The organism is Rhizobium sp. SG741 (assembly GCF_012275435.1).
Classification (GTDB): Bacteria; Pseudomonadota; Alphaproteobacteria; order Rhizobiales; family Rhizobiaceae; genus Rhizobium; species Rhizobium lusitanum.
This window is the reverse complement of the sequence record NZ_JAAZQP010000011.1, coordinates 106,066-125,584: the sequence shown is the minus strand read 5'-3', so window position 1 is coordinate 125,584 and position 19,519 is coordinate 106,066. Positions and strand designations below refer to the sequence as shown.

Genomic DNA, 19,519 nt, shown 5'->3' with positions numbered 1-19,519 from the left:
CATTCCCATGATTCTTGCAATCGGAACCCTCAGCAGCTGCGTCGATACATCCGTAAGTGCACCGGCGGCAGACATGCCAAAGACATTCGTTGGCGCGACAAGACTAACAAGAGCCTCACCGATCAGCCAGGATTGGTGGCGCGCTTTTGCTGATCCTGAACTCAATAAACTCATTGAGCTTGGGAGCGCGAAAAATCCCGAGATATTGGAGGCTCAAGGCCGTGTTGGGCAGGCTCGTGCGAACGTCGATCTTGCATCGGCAAACTTGCTGCCGACGGTCTCCGGCGGGGTCGGCAAAGCGCGGGGTGACAAATACGGATTTGGCACATCGACAAATAGTTATGGTACCGCTTCGGGAAGCTGGCTTGTGGATATTTTTGGTGGCGCGCGGGCACAAAAGCGTGCGGCGGAGGCGCGCTTTGATGCTGCGGTGTTTGACGCCGCCGAAACGAGCCTAAACGTACTTTCGTCAATTGGGTCAACCTATGTGGACCTACGCTACTACCAAGAACGAATTGCGCTGGCACGCCAGACCGTTGAAAACAGAAAGCGCAATCTATCCTTGATGCGGGACAGTCAGGGCGTTGGACAAAGCAGTGGACTGCAGATCGTTCAAGCCGAACAGCTCGTGGCGAAAGCCGATGCAGAGCTTCCGTCACTCGAGATCCAGCTTGAGAGTTCTATCGCCACTCTCGCGAGCCTGACCGGGGTGCCGGATGCAGAGCTGCGTGCTGAACTTCATGATAAAGCGGCTCAACCGCGCCCGCGATACAAAATCGGAGTTGGCATCCCTACCGATGTCATCCGCAATAGACCGGATGTGCGGCGAGCGGAAAAGAACTTCATCGCCGCCGCCGAAAGCGTTGGAGTTGCAAAGGCGGCCTTTTATCCTTCCTTGGAGCTCAGCGGCTATATTACGCCGACAGCAGTCGTACACACCGGCCATGTCGACATCTGGCAAATGGCTGCCAATCTAACCGCACCCATTTTTGATGGGGGAAAGAACAAGGCAAATCTCGCTTCCGCGAAAGCACAATTGCAACAAGCACAAGCCGCTTGGCAATCCGCGGTTCTGAATGGCATCGCCGAAGTCGAAAAAGCGCTTGCGGCTTATAATAGAGATGGACGCAATATTGCCGCGCAAGAAAAACTTGCCTCAACGTCAGAAGAGACATTGCGACTTGGTAGGGTGAGTTTCCAGCTAGGTGCGAGTGAATTCTTCAATATTCTCGATGCTGAGCGCGACTACCTCGAGGCCCAGCAGTCGAGAGCACAAGCCATCCGCGATCAGGCACTGCACTACATAGCGCTCTGCAAGGCTGCCGCACCAGTCACGCAAGGTACTAGGGCGCGTGGACAAATCGCTGACAGTCCGCCGACCTACCGCTTGGGTTACAAGTGATGTCATACTTGTCCGGCGGTGGCTGCATGATCGGTATCGGCTAGCCGCGTTAGCCGCTAAGCGACTAAGAACGCGGTTATTTCATCGGCCAAGCCAGCGAGAAAAGTGTTCCGATCCGGATGAGGTTCCGGCACATTTGGCGGCAATTCGTCCATGTAGGTGAAATGGCCGGCATCGGGATCAACTTGGACCGCCACAGATGCCTGAGCGGCGAGCATATCCATGAGAAAGCGAGATTGAGCCGGCGGCGTGATAGTATCCTTGGCTCCCACCCAGATTTTCATCGGCATCTTTATACGGTGAAGCGCGCCTGGACGGCGGAAGAAGTCCGTTGGCGGAGCCAAGAGGGCCAATCGCTCAAGGCGTGGAGTCGCGCCTGTAATCAGTTGCTGCCCATCAAGGGTTTCGCCCTCGGCGCCTTGAAGGGCGAGCAGAGCTGTAGCTCCAATGGAATGCCCGATGCCAACGATGGGGAGGTTGCTGTAGGCGCAACTGTCTATAGATGCTTCGAGCCTGTGGATGCGCATGTCCAACTCGGCTTTGGTCGGGACACTTGAGGCCAGCATTTCGAAGTGTGGCGCAATGACCGTGCAACTCCTGTTAGCCATGGTCTGCAGCAAATGATGGTGGCGTGCCGGGTTACCACCACGACCGACTGCGAACAAAGCAATGCACTTTGGCTGCTCGGCCTCGATCCGAGTAATGGTAAAGGCTTCTAACTCGTTGGATACGATGTTGGTATCGGACTCAATTCCCATATTTTTCCTCAATCATCACAATAGGTTTAGCATCGTCTTCCGCAACAAACGAAGCCCAAAGTATCTCAATCATTGACGTCCCGACCAGTCACTGATTCAAGGCTGCTTTTGGTGGCAGGATTGAGCCGGGGCGATCTCACCGAAACAGAATGGCGCATTCTGAAGGGTCTGTTGCCAATCGAACCGAAGAGCCGGGGTCGAGGCAGACGGCCCAAGAAGAACCGCTCGACGCCCTCGGACGACCGCTCGCCTTCATTCTGACAGGCGGCGAAGCGGCCGATTGCAAAGCATATGATGCCCTGATTAGCTTGCCCGAACGCTCACCGGGCGCCTTGCTGGCAGACAAAGGCTATGATGCTGACACCATCCGTGCCGACCTCGCCGAACGGAAAATCGAAACGGTCATCCCCGGCAGGTCAAACCGCCGCGTGAAGATCGAACATGACCGGGCGCTCTACAGGCAGCGCAACCGCATCGAGCGCATTTTCGGCCACCTAAAGGTCAATCGTGCCATCGCTACCCGCTACGATCAACTAGCCAACAGCTTCCTCGGCATGGTCTATCTCGCCACCGCCAGATACTGGCTTAAATTTGTCCACGCCGCCTAGTGTCCCAGAGGAAATGGATCCAGCCAGGCGCCCGCTGTCAAGCTAATGCCATCTCCGACACTGATTGATCGGGACCATTTCGCTCGGATAGTTAATTGCCCGCAGGGATCTGCTGCGCCTTAGAAGCGCACTGAAATCCGCGGAGCTGGAGCGCCGCCCTTACTTGGGCAAGCAGTCGGGAGCCAAGACAGCGACAGAATGACATTGGAGGGACAGTGGCTATTCACGAAGGTGATGAGGCCAGAGTCGGCGGTCTGGCAGATATTTCCATTTCCTTCGCCCGCGCATTGTTTCATGCGCTGGGAGCGTCGTTAATTGGCACCTTTCGATCGTATCCCGCGACCTGTTGATGGAAGATGCCGATTCCCACGTCAAGGCAGCCGCCCTTTGCCGGCGAGGTGCACCAGCTTAGATGACGAGTAGCCCAGTTAAGCAATTCGCTATCTTTATCGGCTAGTTTATTGAAAATTTACCATGGGGAGGGGCTAAAAATGGAAATGTCTATCAGGACAGGACTGACATCACTCCTTGTCGTGCTTGCGCTCGCCTTCTGCGGCAACGCGCTTGTGTCGTTGGTGGGATTGAACGAAACAAACGCATCCACCATCTCACTCGGCAAGAATATGCTGCCGAGCGTTCGGACCATCGGCGACCTGGAGGCCGCCCTTACTGATAAACGCTTGGCCTATGCACAGCACATCCTATCGTTAACGCCAGAGACCATAGCCAAGGCGGAGCAGCGCATCAATGACGTGAAGCAAAAAGCCGCCCAGCAAATTACCGCCTACCGTGCTCTCGCCGCGTCGGATGTCGAGCGGAAGCTGATTGACCAGATTGAAGCCGGTGTCGCGACTTACGACACTCTCGCAGCGCCAATGATCGAACTGTCGCGCCAAAACAAAAACGAGGAGGCAGCCGCCATCCTCAATGGGGCGATGCGGAATCAAGCGATCAAAAACGGTGAGCTGCTCAATCAACTCAAGGACGTCAACCTGGACGTTGCCAACCAAGCCGTCGGCAGCGCGGCAAAGGCATTCTCGTCGGCAATGGGAATCTCCATCGCGACCATCGTCGTTATTCTCGGGCTGAGCGGCTTTGGCATCTACTATGCGGTCAGGATCGTTTCGCTACCGCTGACCCGGATTACCGGCTCCATGAAGGAGTTGGCAGAAGGCGCCCTTGATCGAGAAATCCCTTATCGGTCGCGTGCCGACGAAATCGGGAACATTGCAGCTGCGCTGGAAGTCTTCCGCGAAAGTGCACTTGCCAATCAAAGATTGGAACAAGAGGTTGCTGCCCAGCGAACGCTCTCCGAGCGGGAGCGCGACCGCATTGCTCAGCTCGAAGAGGTGCGGGCCGAAGCTATGGCCTACGCAACGGCGCAACTCGGGAGGGGCCTGAAGCAGCTGTCTCATGGGGACCTGACCGGCCGAATCACGGAACCATTCGTCGCGGAACTCGAGAGCCTAAGGGCGGATTTCAACAGCGCCACGGCCCAGCTCGCGGAAACGCTGCGAGCGGTTGCCGATGCAACCGGCGCCATCGACGTCGGGACGAGCGAAATCAGCCAGGGCGCGCAGGATCTATCGAAGCGAACTGAACAGCAGGCGGCGTCGCTTGAGGAAACTGCCGCGGCCCTCGATGAAATTACCGTCAATGTATCGAACTCCTCAAAGAGAGCCGATGAGGCCCGAGCTGTAGCCGCGCAGGCAAATGCGGGCGCGGCACATTCGGGCGTTGTCGTGTCAAATGCTGTAAACGCAATGCAGAGGATTGAGCAGTCATCCAACCAGATCGCGAACATCATCGGTGTCATTGACGAGATTGCGTTCCAGACAAACCTCCTGGCGCTCAACGCGGGTGTGGAGGCCGCCCGAGCAGGGGAGGCGGGCAAGGGCTTTGCTGTTGTCGCGCAAGAGGTGCGTGAGCTTGCCCAGCGTTCCGCACAGGCAGCAAAGGAGATCAAGGATCTCATACGCAGTTCGAGCGTAGAAGTGCAGAGCGGTGTCAAGCTTGTTAGCGAGACTGGGGAGGCGCTGAAGACCATCGAAGGCTATATTATTACGGTCAACCAGCATATGGGCGCGATAGCAACCTCAGCGAAGGAGCAATCCGTAGGTCTTTCCGAAGTTAACATTGCTGTTAACCAGATGGATCAGGTAACGCAACAGAATGCCGCAATGGTCGAACAAACAAACGCGGCAAGCGCAATGCTCGCCGGCGAAGCAACCAGGCTGCGAGAGCTGCTCAACCAGTTCCAACTCGGCGTGACAAGAGCGTCGCAGGATGCGCCGCGCCGCAAACCTCCCGCCTCGCCGGTTGCCGTCACCGCTCTCCACAAGCCGGCCATTTCTCCGGCACGCAAAATGGCTAACACCGTAGCCGCAGCCTTCGGCGGAAAGACAGCGTGAGTGCTGGCAGTCGGGAAGAGTTTTGACGATAATCGGGGTTGATCCGTCAACGTTTGGAGTGTCAAACGGCGCGGAGAGCGCGCCGCTCGGGCGGAGCGCAAAGTGCCGATCTTTGAAAATAATTTGAAAAAGAAAGTGGGGCCGCAAACACTATCGATGACGGTTCTATGGCATCTGCCTTTGACATCAGCACCACATCTTTCAGGAGTGAGTTTCCGGTCGCCAACCTGTTTCACAATGTTCTCCGACACGATATCTCGCCTACTTGTTGCGTGACGCCAAATCAGATCAAGCTACAGCAACGAAACCCACGGCCTTGACGGGAGTTTCTCGAAGATTATCGGCGTCCGCGCTCGCAGTCCCGCAGGCTGAAACAGCGCCACCCACGGCGATCAGCACGGGATTTTCGTAGCCGATCTTCTCCATGCCCTTGGCAAGGTTTTTGAGGCTGCCGTGCCATTCCCGCTGGGTAGCGCGGCTGACGTCGGCCATGATTACGGCAGCGGTGGAAGGCGGCAGGCCGTTGGTGATCAGCCGATCGGCAATGAGCGGTGCTGTCCTGCCTCCCATGTAGAACACGGTTGTCGTATGGGGATCTGCGACGCATGCCCAGTCAACGTCTTCCGGCAGTCCGCCATGCCGAGAGTGGCCCGTGACGAAGCGCACGGACTGGGCGTGGTCCCGGTGGGTGAGCGGCATGCCAAGGCAAGAGGCCATGGCGCTTGCTGCCGTGATGCCGGGAATAACGTCGACGGGGATGTTCTCGCGACGAAGATGATCGATCTCTTCGCCGGCACGGCCGAAAATCATCGGGTCGCCCGACTTGAGGCGAACGACTCGCTTGCCGGCCTTGGCGAGCGCCAACATCGTTGCGTTGATGTCCTCCTGCCTGCAGCTTTGGCGGCCACCACGTTTGCCTACCAGCATGCGTTTGGCCTCACGGCGGGCAAGTTCCAGCACCTCCGCAGAAACAAGATCATCGAACAGGATGACATCGGCGGCTTGGAGGGCGCGGACCGCCTTCAGAGTTAACAGTTCGGGGTCGCCCGGGCCGGCGCCCACTAGCGTCACCTGACCGGCAGGGTTAGCATTGCTACGAATTCGGTCTGCCTCCGCGATCAGGCCTGGCACCGCATCTGCGTCGGGCTCCTCGCCCGCGAAGGCGCGATCGACGAAACGTTCCCAGAAGTTTCGTCGTTGAACTGAGGTGAGGGCGTCTGTCACATGGGCGCGGATAGCCTGCGCAAGCTGAGCCCAGGATTTGACCGACCGCGGGAGGAGTGTTTCGATGCGCCGGCGGATAGCTTGGCCGAGGATAGGAGCAGCGCCGTCGGTCGAGATGCCAATCACCACGGGCGAGCGGTTAACGATCGAGCCGAACTTGAACTGACAGAATGTCGGCTTGTCGATGACGTTGACGGGAACACCGGCAGCGACAGCGTGATCGTGAAAGCAGCATGCCTCCTCGTCGGTTTTGCAGTCGCCTACCGCCAAAGCAAAGCTCTTGAAGTATGCCGCCTGCCAAAATGCATCGTGGTGGACAAACTGGTCAAGTTGCTTCCGAAAGCCCTCGGAAAGCTCGTCCATGGGGCAGAAGACATGCACCTCCGCGCCCGCTGCTGCCAGAAGTTCGGCCTTCCACGCCGCCCCGTCGCTGCCGCCGGCGATCAGCACGGATTTCCCCTTGAGATCGAAAAATACCGGCAGCGAGGTGAGTGGAGCGATCCGCTCCATTCTATCATTCCGCGGCTTGACGAAGGCAGCCATCGATAATCCCCTTAATTTCAATGCGGCAAGAGCCACAATTGGTTCCGGCATTGAGCTGTCTGCCGATAGCCTCGACCGTGTGGCAGCCGCCTGCGACGGCGCCTACGATCTGGTTGATGCCGACCGAGAAGCAGGAGCAGACGGTTGCGCCAGGGTCCATCTGATCGGTACCTGGCCGGCCGGCGAGCACCGCAAAGCGTGCGCGCGCAGTCTCCAGTGGTGTGCTGAGTTGCTTGACGGCCCAGTCACGCGATACGGCGACAGGTTCGGGCGCGGCATAAAAGGCGAGCAACAGCCGTTCTCCGTCAAAGAAGCCATGACGTTGCTGTCGCGTCGGGTTGTCGACATAGGCGAGATGCTCGCCACGATCAAAAAGGCCGAACGTATCGCGACACCAGGCTTCGATATCGTCAAGTGCCTTGTCGAAGCCGAATTCCACGCGCCATCCGGCTTCTGTCTTCGCGACCGCCCAATAGGGCGCCTCTAGCCGCTCAGGGCGGAAGGCGACAACTGCAAAACCATGATATGCCATTCCGGCTGGCCGTACCTTGACGCCGATATTCTTGAGCGCGGGCTGGCCGGAGATGGGGTCAGTGTGTGGCGCCAGCAGAGCGGCCACGCGCGCATTTGCAGAATACTCATCGTTCCAGTGCATCGGCACGAAGACGCCGCCGCGTGGCTGCCGCTCTGTGAGCAAGGCTCGTAGCACGACTGAACCGAAGGAATTTTCCACCCGTACCAACCCCGCCTTGTCGATGCCGAGTTCAGCGGCGTCCGCCGGGTTGATTTCGGCGAAAGGTTCGGCGAGATGCGACGAGAGCCGCGCCGCCTTGCCCGTGCGCGTCATCGTGTGCCACTGGTCGCGGATGCGGCCGGTATTGAGAATAAAGGGGGCATTCTTGCTTGTGCGGTCATCGCGCTCAGATTTCACGGAGATGAACCTGGCCTTGCGATCCGGCGTGTAGAACTGGCCATCGGCGAAAAATCGCGTGACGCCTTCGGGAGCACCTTTGCGATGCGGCCATTGGAACGGTGACATAGCCTCGAAGGTGTCAGGTGAGATATCAGCTTTCGCGCCTATGTCGAAGTCGCGTGTGCCGCCATTCTCGAATCCAGAAAGGGCCGCGTGTTCGGCGAAGATTGTGGCGGGATTGTCGTAGTCAAAGCCGTTGAAGCCCATCCGCTTGGCAACTTCGGCCATATGCCACCAGTCGGGCTTTGCGTCGCCGGGCAGATCGAGGAAATTGCGCTGGCGGGAAATGCGCCGCTCGGAGTTGGTGACGGTTCCGTCCTTTTCGCCCCAGCCGGCGGCTGGCAATAGCACGTGGGCGAGTGCGGCGGTGTCGGTGTTCTTTTGAATATCGGAAACGACGACGAAGGGGCAGTTGCTAATGGCTTCGCGCACCCGGTCGGCATCCGGCATCGAAACGACCGGATTCGTCGCCATAATCCACAGGGCTTTGATGCGCCCGTCCGCCACGGCTTCGAACATTTCGACGGCCTTGAGACCGGGCCTTGCAGCCATGGTTGGCGAATTCCAGAAGCGTTGCACACGATCGCGCGCGGCTTCGTCCTCAATATTCATATGCGCTGCCAGCATGTTGGCAAGACCGCCCACCTCGCGGCCACCCATCGCATTCGGCTGGCCGGTCAGCGAGAAGGGTCCCATGCCTGGTTTGCCGATGCGCCCAGTGGCCAGATGGCAATTGATGATCGCGTTGACCTTGTCGGTGCCGATCGAGGACTGGTTGACGCCCTGGCTATAGCAGGTCACCACCTTTTCGGTTGTTTCAAACAGACGATAAAAGGCCCGCAGTTCACCGACTGCCAAGCCTGTTTCCTCCGAAACATCTAGCATGCTCCTGGTTTGCGCGGCTTCCAGCGCATCGTTAAAGCCGATCGTATGCGCCGATACATAGTCCTCGTCGAAAGCCGACGATCCTGCGAGATGGGCAAGCAACCCATTGAAGAGGGCAACATCCCCGTCGCTTTTGATCATCAAGTGCATGTCCGCAAGATCGGCGCTGACCGAGCGTCGCGGATCGATCGTGACGATTTTCATATCCGGTCGGCTTTGTTTTGCCGCTTGGATCCGTTGGTTGAGCACCGGATGGCACCATGCGAGGTTCGAACCAACGAGTACGATCAGATCGGCGAGTTCGAGATCCTCGTAAGTGCCCGGCACCGTATCCGAACCGAAGGCGCGGCGATGACCAGTGACGGAGGAGGCCATGCAAAGCCGTGAATTCGTGTCGATATTGGCCGAACCGATAAAGCCTTTCATCAGCTTGTTGGCGACATAATAGTCTTCCGTCAGGCATTGACCTGAGACATAGAATGCGACCGAGTCCGGCCCATGCTCGGCGATGGCTTCACAAAATTTCGAGGCTACGAGATCGAGCGCGTCGTTCCAGTTTGCACGTTGACCGTCGATTTCCGGGTAGAGGACACGGCCGTCGAGATCGATCGTTTCGGCCAGCGCCGAGCCCTTGGAACAGAGCCGGCCGAAATTGGCCGGGTGCCCCGGATCCCCTTTAACGGAAGCCTTTCCGTAATCGTCGACCGTCGCAATAACGCCACATCCGACACCGCAGTAGGGACACGTAGTCTTCGTTTCAGTAGGCACGCTTGGTCTCCCCGATGCTTAGTCGCCGATGGTTTACACCCTCCTCTGACATCTCCCCCTCAAGGGGAAGGATCAGGAGCTCGCCGTGCCACTGGTCTCCACCCACTGAACAAGAGCGATACATGCTTTTCTTGTTCAAACGGGCAGCAGCAAACTCAAACCGATCTTCCGTCTTGAGGGGAAGATGTCTGGAATGAACAGAGGAGGGTACCGCCGCGCACACGGACATGATCTATTCCGCCGCCATCATCATGCTGTCGAGAGCGATCGACAGCATGCCGTTCTCATTGCGCACAGGAATGGTCCTGACCGAGCCCTTGTCCGCGCCGAGAGCTTGCCCGGTTTCGAGCGAGATGACCCAGTTGTGCAGGGGGCAGGTGACGGCAGCGCCGTGGACGATGCCCTGGGAGAGCGGGCCGCCTTTGTGCGGGCAATGATCCTCGATGGCGAAGACCTGATCCTCAGCAGTGCGGAACACGGCGATCTTGCCCTGCGGGGTTTTCACGCAGCGTGCGCCGCGCAGCGGGATGTCAGAGATGTCGCCGATCGGGTGCCAGGTGTCTTTTGGCCAGTTCATGTCCATCTCCTTACTCCGCAGCCTGATGGAAGCCGACCGTCGCCATCGGCCGGAATTCGTGCTTGTCCTTGCCGGAAACACGCTCCGACCAGGGATCGACCTGGGCGAATTTCTGGCTGAAGACGAAGCGCTCGTAATAGGCCCTACGCTTGTCGGCATCCGTCATGATCTGGCGGCGGATCTCGTCGAGGCCGATGCGCTTGGCCCATTTGTAGATGCGCTCGAGATAGCGGCCCTGCTCGCGGTACATCTGTGTCAGCGCGACGATATGCTCCAGCGCCTCGTCCTCGGTCTTCACCAGGCCGAGCACTTCCGTACCCTTGATGTCGAGGCCGGCGGCACCGGCGAAGTGGATCTCGAAGCCACTATCCACACAGATGACGCCGATGTCCTTGCAGGTGGCCTCGGCGCAGTTTCTCGGACAGCCGGACACCGCCATCTTGAGCTTTGCCGGCGTCCACGACCCCCACATGAATCTCTCGATGCGGATGCCGAGCCCGGTGGAATCCTGCGTGCCGAAGCGGCACCAGTCGGAGCCGACGCAGGTCTTCACCGTGCGAAGTCCCTTGGCATAGGCCTGGCCAGAGATGAAACCTGCCTTGCCGAGATCGGCCCAGACGGCGGGCAGGTCCTCCTTCTGGATGCCGAGCAGATCGATGCGCTGGCCGCCGGTCACCTTGACCATCGGGATCTCGAACTTGTCGACGACATCGGCGATGGCGCGCAGTTCACCGGAATTGGTGACGCCGCCCCACATGCGCGGCACCACCGAATAGGTGCCATCTTTCTGGATATTGGCGTGGACGCGCTCATTGATGAAGCGGGACTGGTAGTCGTCGGCATATTCGTCCGGCCAGTCGCAGACCAGGTAATAGTTGAGTGCCGGCCGGCATTTGGCGCATCCGCAGGAGGTTTTCCATTCCAGTTCCTGCATGACGGCGGGGATGGTCTTTAAACCCTTGGCCTTGATCAGGCGGCGCACGTCGTCATGGCCAAGCTCCGTGCAATTGCACATCGGCTGTACCGCCTTCGGATTATAGGCATCGCCAAGCGTGATCGACATCAGTTGCTCGACAAGGCCGGTGCAGGAGCCGCACGAGGCGGACGCCTTGGTGTGGGCGCGCACATCGTCGAGCGAGGCCAGGCCCTTTGCGGTGATGGTCGAGGTGATCTTGCCCTTGCAGACGCCGTTGCAGCCGCAGATTTCCGCGTCATCCGGCAAGGCTGCAACGGCCGCCATAGGGTCCAGCGGCGACCCTCCCTGATAGGCCTGACCGAAGATCAGCGTCTCGCGCATCTCGGAGATGTCGGTCGCCTTCTTCTTCAGGTCGTTGAACCAGGCGCCGTCGGCCGTCTCGCCATAGAGCACGGTGCCGATGATGCGGTTGTCCTTCAGCACCAGCCGCTTGTAGACGCCGCCGGCCGCATCGCGCAGCACGATCTCCTCGCGATCGTCGCCATCGGCGAAGTCGCCAAGGGAAAACAGGTTGATGCCGGTGACTTTGAGCTTCGTCGGCGTGTCCGAATGCACGAAGGCGGCGGAGCGGTCGCCCGACAGATGCGATGCGGCGACACGCGCCATTTCATAGAGCGGCGCCACCAGGCCATAGACCTGGCCGCCGACTTCGGCGCATTCGCCAAGCGCCATGATGCTGCCATCCGAGGTCTGCATGCCGTCATCGACGACGATGCCGCGGTTGACGGCGATACCGGCGTCCTTGGCAAGACCGATATTGGGGCGAATGCCGACGGCCATCACCACCAGCGTCGCGGGAATGATGCGGCCGTCATCAAGCTCGATGCCCTCGACCTTGCCGTTGCCGATGATCGCCTTGGTATTGGCCTTGGTGATGACCTTGATGCCGCGCTCTTCGACCGCCTTCTGCAGCAGATAGCCGGCGGCGGGATCGAGCTGGCGTTCCATCAGTGTTGCCATAACATGCAGAACGGTGACATCCATGCCGCGCGAGGCAAGGCCGGCAGCCGCTTCGAGACCAAGCAGGCCGCCGCCGATGACGATCGCCTTCTCGCGCGACTGGGCGGCAAGCAGCATCGCCTGCACGTCATCGAGGTCGCGATAGGTGATGACGCCGGGCAGATCCTTGCCCGGGACGGGAATGATGAAGGGCACGGAGCCGGTGGCAATGACAAGCTTGTCGTAGCTCTCGACGACGCCGTGATCCGACGTGACGGTCTTGGCCACCCGATCGATGGCGACGATCTTGTGGCCTTTGTAAAGGGTGATGTTGTTCTTGATGTACCAGCCGTCGCCGTGGATGATGATCTGCTCGTAGTCCTTCTCTCCCGACAGAACGGGCGACAGCATGATGCGGTCGTAATTGACGCGCGGCTCGGCGTTGAAGATCGTAACGCTGTAAAGACCGGGCGCCTGTTCGAGGAGGTGCTCCAGCATGCGGCCCGGCGCCATGCCATTGCCGACGATGACAAGTTTCTGGGTCATAGTTCCAAGTCCTTGAGATTAGGTGGCGGCTACAACGGGGGCAGAGGACCCACGGCGCTCGAGTTGCCTTACGGAGAGATGCATCCAGACGAGCGAAATCGCCACAATCGCGAAAAGTAGCAGGAAACAACTGGACCAAAGGCCGGTGATGTCCTTGAGCAGGCCAAAGACGATCGGCAGGATAAATCCGCCAAGGCCTCCCATCATGCCGACAATGCCGCCGACCGCGCCGATGCTCTCAGGGTAGTAGGCGGGGATGTGCTTGAAAACGGCCGCCTTGCCGAGGCTCATGAAGAAGCCGAGGACGAAGATGACGACGATGAAGACGGCCGGGGTAATTCCAAATGCCGAGCTCGTTGGTGTGACAGCGGGCAGGGAAAGGACTAGGGTAGCGACGGCCGACACCGCAAGCATTGCATACATCACGCTGCGTGCCCCCTTCTTGTCGGAGAGTACGCCGCCGAAGGCGCGAAAGACGCTGCCAGGAATGGAATAGGCAGCCGCAACCATGCCGGCAACCTCAAGATTGAAGCCATAGGCGCCGACCAGATAGCGTGGCAGCCAAAGCGAGAGGGCGACAAAACCTCCAAAGGCGAAGAAATAGTAGAGCGAGAAGCGCCATACCTGAATGTTTTTCAGAGGTGCGAATTCCTGAAGCAAGCTCCTGGATGCAACCCCGCGATCGCGACGAGCGCGGAAGGCCGGATCGTCGGTGGTGGTGAACCAGAAAACGATCGCCATGGCCGCGAGTACCAGCGCCCAGATTTCCGCAACCGCCTGCCATCCCCACGCGATCAGCACGAAGGGAGCGGCAAACTTGGTGACCGCCGCTCCGACATTGCCGGCGCCGAAGATGCCGAGTGCCGTTCCCTGCTTCTCTGGTGGAAAGAACGGGGAAACATAGGCGACGCCTACCGCAAAGGAGCCGCCGGCGAGGCCGACGCCCAGGCCGGCAATCAGCATTTGCATGTAAGTGGTTGCATAGGACAGGAGGAAGGTTGCCACCGCAGCTGCCAGCATTGTGAGCGTGTAGACCAGGCGGCCGCCGTAACGCTCTGTCCATATCCCGAGCAGGATACGAACGACTGATCCGGTGAGCACGGGTGTGCCGACCAGCAAGCCGAATTCGGTCTCGCTCAGGCCGAGTTCCTGCTTGATGCGAATGCCTATGATCGCAAAGATCGTCCAGACGGCGAAACAGATCGTGAAGGCGAATGTGGAAATCCACAATGCTTTCGCCGGTTCGCCGGCGGACATGGGCTGTGTTTTCTTAAGAACAGACATGGCTTCTCCCGGGGCTCGACAAGGTCGTGCCAATCCATCATTGAGGGTCAGAAACACAAAAAGCCGCACCTCAGGGCGCGCGTACGAAAGTACACGGAATATCCTGATCGGCGGCTTTGCCTGAGGCGTCCGTCATTGGACGCTAAAATGCGGCCTTTCGGCTTGCTAGTTTAGAAGCAAGGACCGTGCCAATTCAAAATTGGCCCCCAGTTACGGCGTTCTAAGCAAAAAAGCTTCCGCCGGGCAGGCCATGAAGCGATTAAATCAGCAGTGCGCGCTCCCAATATTTGGGCATTGCTCACAAAGTAGGCATGTCGGTCGTGTTTTTTTGAGCCGCGACATATTCATCAATGCGATCAGGATCAAAAAGGGTGCCGTCGAAAAACCCGTCTGGGCCAAGCGTCAGCATGCCACTTGAGCCAACGGGCGTTTCCATACGCAAGGCGCCCTCGACCTTGGAGCTTGCGGCTGGCATCGCGAGACCCAGCGCCTTCAGAGCGTTCCGGTAAATATCCGGTCGATAAGTGTTGCCGGCGATACGCTGGTGAGATGCGGTGTGTTTGACCTGACCCCAGCGAACCATCTGTGTGTAGAACCAAAGCGCGTGGCTCTTCCACGGAAACGTCGCCGCCTTCGCGTTTGGGACGAAAAAGTCCTTTACGGTTTGAGTGTGCTGGCCACCGATTCTAAGCTCGCCCGTCACTGCGGGCCGCAAAAATTCCACAGACTTGTCGATGTATGCAGGTCCGGAAAGCAATATGGCAAGCTCCTCATGGTTGGCAACATCGGCACACCAGAGTGACGCATTGTAAAGCGCCGTGAGCAATGCGGCGAGGGCTTCGGGATGGCTGTCGCCCCAACGGCCATTCACTCCCAGTACCTTTTCGGGGCTGGATTTCCAGATCGCGGCCTTGACCGTCGCGAGATGCGCACCTCGTTTCAAAACGCCGAACGTATTCCACGGTTCACCGGCGCAATAGCCATCGATGAAACCAGCCTTCAGTGCATTTCCCATATCCGCAGGAGGCAGGATTGCGATCTCAACCTCCCGATCGGGATCGATGCCGCTCGCAGAAAGCCAATATCGAAGTTCGTAGTTATGTCCGGAATAGGGATGCACCACGCCGAAACGGAGCTGATCTCCAGTTCGCTGTGAGATCACCCGCCGCAGCGCCATGCCGCTTGAGCGGGCATCGAGATTGCCAATCGCACCATTCTCGACCATTGCCCGCCACAAGCCACCCGACACCGTGACGGCATTTCCGCCGAGGCCAAGCGCCATGGGCACGATCATTCGCGGCGCCGGCGCCGTGAGTCCAAGGTTACAGGCGATCGGCATCGGCGCGAGGATATGGGCAACCTCAAAGTGCCCGACAGCTAATCTATCCCTGATCGTTGCCCACGAACGCTCGCGCACGAGCGTGAGATCCACCTGCTGCGCTTCGGCAAAGCCCCTCTCTTTGGCAACGACCAGGAGGGCACTATCCACGAGCGGCAAGAAGCCCGCGGTGATTTCGTACCTACTCGTCTTCATGTGTCCCCTCCCGGATCGAGCAGGCTTGCCGCGGTAACGAGGCTTTGAGCAATCTCGACAATTTTCCTGTTCTGGCCCATCGCCGTTCGCCGCAGGAGTGCATAGGCCTCCATCTCCGAAAGCCCGCGCGCGCGCATCAGCAATCCCTTGGCGCGTTCGATCAGCTTTCGGTTTTCCAACTCGCCGCGTGCTTCTTCAAGTTCGCGGCTCAGTCGCGAAAACGCATTGAAACGACTAATCGCCATCTTAAGGATGGGACGAACACGTTCCTGCCTTAGACCGTCGACGATATATGCTGAAACCCCAGCGTCCACAGCAGCTTCGATGGAAGCTTCATCGGACTTGTCTACGAACATCGCGATGGGCCGATTTACGGCACGTGATATCTGAAACATGCTTTCCAACACGTCCCGGTTGGGGTTTTCAAGATCGATGACAATCACATCAGGATTGATCTCGGTGATCCGCCTCGCAAGACCCGTCATATCGGCGATGATTGTTACGTTGTCGTACCCTGCGTCCCGCAAACCTTCTTCAATGATGGATGCGCGAATGCGGTTCTCATCAATCACCAGTACATTCAGACTGTTAGGTTTCATGAGATCGAAGCCACAGGTTATCGGCATTCATTCAATGTCAGGCGCGCAAATAGTGACGGCCGAAACGAAGAGACTCCGCACATGCGGGAAGTCTGCTTCAAAATCAAGCGCTGTCTTGGGTATTGTTGCACGAATAGCGACATGGCAGATATTGAGCGGGTGTCTTCGCTCATTAAACGTAGGGTCACCGCAATCTGGAGTAAAAGATATTACCAGATGTCAGAACTAACCGAAGCAAGCGCGCGATCGGTCTGGTGATAGCATTGTGGGCGAGCGGAGGCTGAAGGCGGAGGATCCTGGCACATTAGAACGTCGGCGCTTATCATGCACTGCATTTTCGGGATGAAACCCCTGGTCAGTGATGCTGACGTGGAACAGGCGGCAAAAAGGCTCTGTTCGTTATGATTGAGATCCGAAGAAACGGCTTTTTGTCGAACGGAAGCCGAGCCTTTCTGACATCTCATGCGCGGCTTTCAGAAGACTGTCTAGATAGGAGGCACGGTTGCGCAGGCCGTCCTCACGTGGGGCAACCAGGCAGAGAGTGGCGATGCACGAGCCCTCGGCCTGATAAATTGGGACAGCGAAGCAATGAGTGAAATTCTCCACCTCGCTGTTGAAGGTGAAATATCCGTCGTCGGAGGCCTGCCGCACCTGAGCGATGAAATCCGCCGGTTCCAGTTGCCTGCCATCCGGCAAGACGAAGTCCTCTGGCGGAATGAAATCAAGAATTTCTCGATCCGAAAGATGTGCGACGAGCAGACGTCCGGAGGCTGTCCAGGGAATGGCGACGAGTTCACCGACATTCGAGGAGATGCGGAACGGACGGATGCCCTCGCGCATCATGGCGACCGTGTATTTATTGCCTTCCAGCAGGCACATCTGCGCGGTTTCGCGGGTCTCCTCTGCCAGAGCGTTCAGCACGCGATCGCATTCGCGCATTAAATCGAATTGTTCGGCATAGGCAGTTCCAAGGAAATAAAGGCGACGGCCGAGAAACACCCGGCCATCGTCCCCTTGATAGTCAAGCATGCCGTGGCCGAGCAAAAGATTGACGAGTTCATAGATAGAGGAGCGCGGTGCGCCGATTTCCGTGGCGATCTCGTTCGGACGCATTGGCTGACGCTTCATCCGCAGAAATTCAAGGATTTCGAAAGCTCGATCTAGCCCACGCATGCGTCGCGATACGGTATCGTTCGGTGTGTCGGCCATGCTCTTCTCCGAATATTCTCAACCGGTCGCAACCGGCGCAATGGGATGCCGTGCGGCGGTGGGTTCTTGCCGATTATTCGGCATTGATGCCCGATGGCCCTCGAGGAGAGGCTGCGATAGCATTCGCCTGTGTGCTAACGCAACGCTTGTCCCGCGCCACCTTATCCCTGTCAGTTGAAACTTGAGGTCTTGAGGAATTCGGCAAGCCGATCTGTTTTCGGACGCACAAACATGTCCTTCGGGTCTCCTTCCTCACAAATGACGCCTTGATTCATGAATATGACACGCGATGAAACCTCGTAGGCGAAGCGCATTTCATGCGTCACGAGCAGCATCGTCATGCCGTCGGCGGCGAGCCCCTTGATGACCTGAAGAACCTCGCCCACCAGTTCGGGATCGAGGGCTGACGTCACTTCATCGAACAACATCAGCCGCGGCGCCATGGCGATTGCACGGGCGATGGCGACACGCTGCTGTTGGCCACCGGAGAGCTGGCCGGGATAATGTTTGGTGCGGGTTGCAAGGCCAACGCGGTCGAGCCATGTGTCGGCGACGGCGCGAGCTTCCGGCTTCGACATCTTCTTCACCTTGACGAGGCCCAGCATCACGTTTTCGGCTGCGGTCATATGCGGAAAAAGATTGAACTGCTGGAAGGCCATACCCGTCAGCGCGCGTTGACGAGCGATTTCCTTCTCGCTCTTGCGGCGGCGGGTGCTACCGTCGACGTGATAGCCGATCTCCTCGCCATCGAGGCTGATCTTACCCCCCTCAAATTCCTCCAGCATGTTGACGCAGCGTAGCATCGTCGTCTTGCCGGAGCCGGACGAGCCGATAATGGAAATGACCTCGCCCTCCTGTACGCTACAGTCGACGCCCTTGAGGACCTCATTCTGGCCGTAGGTTTTGCGCAGGCCCTGGATGTCTAGAATTGTCTTGGCCATCGGTCGGATCTCCTCAGGACGGCAGTGCGGTCTTGCGCTCGACATATTTGCCGAAACGCTCAATACCGAAGTTGACGATGAAATAGAGAGCGCCAGCGAGAAAATAGAACTGGAGGCTCATGAAATTGCGGGAGATGATCTCCTGTGTGCGCAGGAGCAGCTCGGCAACGCCGATGACGGATAGCAGCGTCGAGGCCTTTACCATCTCGGCGGCGGTATTCACCCAGGCCGGCAGGCACTGGCGCATTGCCTGCGGCCATAAAACCGAGGTGAAAGTCTGGCTGAAAGTAAGGCCGATTGCCTTGGCGGCCTCCGTCTGACCTTTCGGGATGGCCTGAAGCGCGCCGCGCACGATTTCACCGACATGCGACGAGCAAAAGATTGCAAGGGCAAGGACACCAGCAGAAAACGGTCCCAGATTGAGACCTACCGCGGAAGAGACGTAATAGCTTGCCAACACGAGCACGAGCACGGGCGTGCCGCGGATGATATCCGTATAGGCCCGGACGGTAAGGCGTAAAACGGTACCGCCGTAGACGAGCGCCAGACCGACGAAAACACCGAGCAAGGAACCGGCGAGAATGGCCAGCAAAGAGATCGACACCGTCACGCCAACGCCGTTCATGATAACGTAGCGGGCGATCCAGATTTGTTCGAAAAATGTGTGGGACATCCGGTCTTACCTGGGCAGAGCCAGCCGGCGCTCGACGAAGCGCATCAGGGCAGCGATGAGGAAACAGGTTGCGACATAGAGAGCTGACGTGACCAGCCAGGTCTCTATGACGCGGAAACTCTCGACATTGATCTTGCGGGCCGCGAAGGTGAGTTCCGGCACGGCGATGGCGGCGGCGAGAGACGTGTCCTTGAAGAGCGAGATGATCGTCGAGGACAATGACGGCAGCACGTTGCGCAACATCAACGGGGCGATGATGGAGCTGCGGATCTGCATCGATGTCAGGCCGATGGAGAGACCGGCTTCGGTCAGGCCCCTCGGAATTGACAGCAGTCCGGCGCGGAATACTTCCGCCAGATAAGCTCCGGAATACAGCGCAAGCACCAGAACGAAACTCTGCAGCTTGTCGAGGCGGAAGCCCATCTGCGGCAGCGCGAAGTAGGCGAAAAGCACCAGGACGAGGATCGGCAGGTTGCGGACCACCGTGACATAGACCTGCGCCGGCACGACTGCGATACGTTTTTTTGACGTCAGCGCGAAGGCCAAGACGAGACCGATCGCAGAGCCGATCAGGATCGAGACTACGGCGAGGCCGAGGCTGAGCGCCAGACCGCTCAAGAGAAAGTCGAAGTTGCGCCAGACGGCTGCGAAATTCAGCGTGTAACCCAT

15 protein-coding genes are annotated in these 19,519 nt (G+C 58.4%); 3 read left to right on the top strand and 12 right to left on the bottom strand.

Going from position 1 to position 19,519, the window contains the following annotated elements; genetic code table 11:
- The first annotated feature begins 73 nt into the window (after positions 1-73).
- Positions 74-1,402 (top strand): efflux transporter outer membrane subunit, encoded by a 1,329-nt coding sequence (locus FHT29_RS25160; protein ID WP_162693736.1) that lies wholly within the window; start codon positions 74-76, stop codon positions 1,400-1,402.
- 56 nt (positions 1,403-1,458) lie between these two features.
- Here FHT29_RS25160 and FHT29_RS25155 read toward each other — a convergent pair whose 3' ends face one another.
- The gene (locus FHT29_RS25155) at positions 1,459-2,160 is read right to left on the bottom strand and encodes an alpha/beta hydrolase (RefSeq protein WP_168600292.1); all 702 of its coding nucleotides are present in this window, start codon (positions 2,158-2,160) and stop codon (positions 1,459-1,461) included.
- A gap of 149 nt (positions 2,161-2,309) precedes the next feature.
- On the opposite strand from FHT29_RS25155, the gene FHT29_RS25150 reads away from it, so the two are divergent.
- Positions 2,310-2,768 (top strand): IS5 family transposase, encoded by a 459-nt coding sequence (locus tag FHT29_RS25150; protein ID WP_246703107.1) that lies wholly within the window; start codon positions 2,310-2,312, stop codon positions 2,766-2,768.
- A 491-nt stretch (positions 2,769-3,259) separates the two neighbouring features.
- A complete protein-coding gene (locus FHT29_RS25145) occupies positions 3,260-5,179 on the top strand; it encodes a methyl-accepting chemotaxis protein (RefSeq protein ID WP_168600291.1) in 1,920 nt (639 codons plus the stop codon).
- A gap of 288 nt (positions 5,180-5,467) precedes the next feature.
- Here FHT29_RS25145 and cysG read toward each other — a convergent pair whose 3' ends face one another.
- From cysG to FHT29_RS25090, 11 genes are all read right to left on the bottom strand, one after another.
- The gene (cysG, locus tag FHT29_RS25140) at positions 5,468-6,946 is read right to left on the bottom strand and encodes a siroheme synthase CysG (RefSeq protein WP_168600290.1); all 1,479 of its coding nucleotides are present in this window, start codon (positions 6,944-6,946) and stop codon (positions 5,468-5,470) included.
- On the bottom strand, positions 6,918-9,572 hold the full coding sequence (locus FHT29_RS25135; protein WP_168600289.1) for a nitrate reductase: 2,655 nt from the start codon (positions 9,570-9,572) through the stop codon (positions 6,918-6,920). The genes cysG and FHT29_RS25135 overlap by 29 nt, the downstream gene beginning before the upstream one ends.
- Before the next feature lie 232 nt (positions 9,573-9,804).
- Positions 9,805-10,155, bottom strand: a complete 351-nt coding sequence (gene nirD / locus FHT29_RS25130) for a nitrite reductase small subunit NirD (RefSeq protein WP_168600288.1) — start codon at positions 10,153-10,155, stop codon at positions 9,805-9,807.
- A gap of 4 nt (positions 10,156-10,159) precedes the next feature.
- Positions 10,160-12,610 carry a nitrite reductase large subunit NirB gene (gene nirB, locus FHT29_RS25125; RefSeq protein ID WP_168600287.1) on the bottom strand — a complete coding sequence of 817 codons (2,451 nt, stop codon included), beginning with the start codon at positions 12,608-12,610 and terminating at the stop codon, positions 10,160-10,162.
- An 18-nt stretch (positions 12,611-12,628) separates the two neighbouring features.
- Positions 12,629-13,894 carry a nitrate/nitrite transporter gene (locus FHT29_RS25120; protein ID WP_168600286.1) on the bottom strand — a complete coding sequence of 422 codons (1,266 nt, stop codon included), beginning with the start codon at positions 13,892-13,894 and terminating at the stop codon, positions 12,629-12,631.
- Between the two features lie 298 nt (positions 13,895-14,192).
- Entirely contained in the window at positions 14,193-15,428 is a 1,236-nt protein-coding gene (locus FHT29_RS25115; RefSeq protein WP_047555671.1) for a CmpA/NrtA family ABC transporter substrate-binding protein, read from the bottom strand.
- Positions 15,425-16,027 carry an ANTAR domain-containing protein gene (locus FHT29_RS25110; RefSeq protein ID WP_047555896.1) on the bottom strand — a complete coding sequence of 201 codons (603 nt, stop codon included), beginning with the start codon at positions 16,025-16,027 and terminating at the stop codon, positions 15,425-15,427. Before FHT29_RS25110 ends, FHT29_RS25115 begins: the two co-directional genes overlap by 4 nt.
- Before the next feature lie 399 nt (positions 16,028-16,426).
- Positions 16,427-17,236, bottom strand: a complete 810-nt coding sequence (locus FHT29_RS25105) for an IclR family transcriptional regulator (protein ID WP_037191093.1) — start codon at positions 17,234-17,236, stop codon at positions 16,427-16,429.
- A gap of 170 nt (positions 17,237-17,406) precedes the next feature.
- Positions 17,407-18,177 (bottom strand): amino acid ABC transporter ATP-binding protein, encoded by a 771-nt coding sequence (locus FHT29_RS25100; protein WP_168600285.1) that lies wholly within the window; start codon positions 18,175-18,177, stop codon positions 17,407-17,409.
- Between the two features lie 13 nt (positions 18,178-18,190).
- Positions 18,191-18,850 carry an amino acid ABC transporter permease gene (locus tag FHT29_RS25095; protein WP_037191089.1) on the bottom strand — a complete coding sequence of 220 codons (660 nt, stop codon included), beginning with the start codon at positions 18,848-18,850 and terminating at the stop codon, positions 18,191-18,193.
- A 6-nt stretch (positions 18,851-18,856) separates the two neighbouring features.
- Positions 18,857-19,519, bottom strand: coding sequence for an amino acid ABC transporter permease (locus tag FHT29_RS25090; protein WP_092575308.1), 663 nt, complete (start codon positions 19,517-19,519; stop codon positions 18,857-18,859).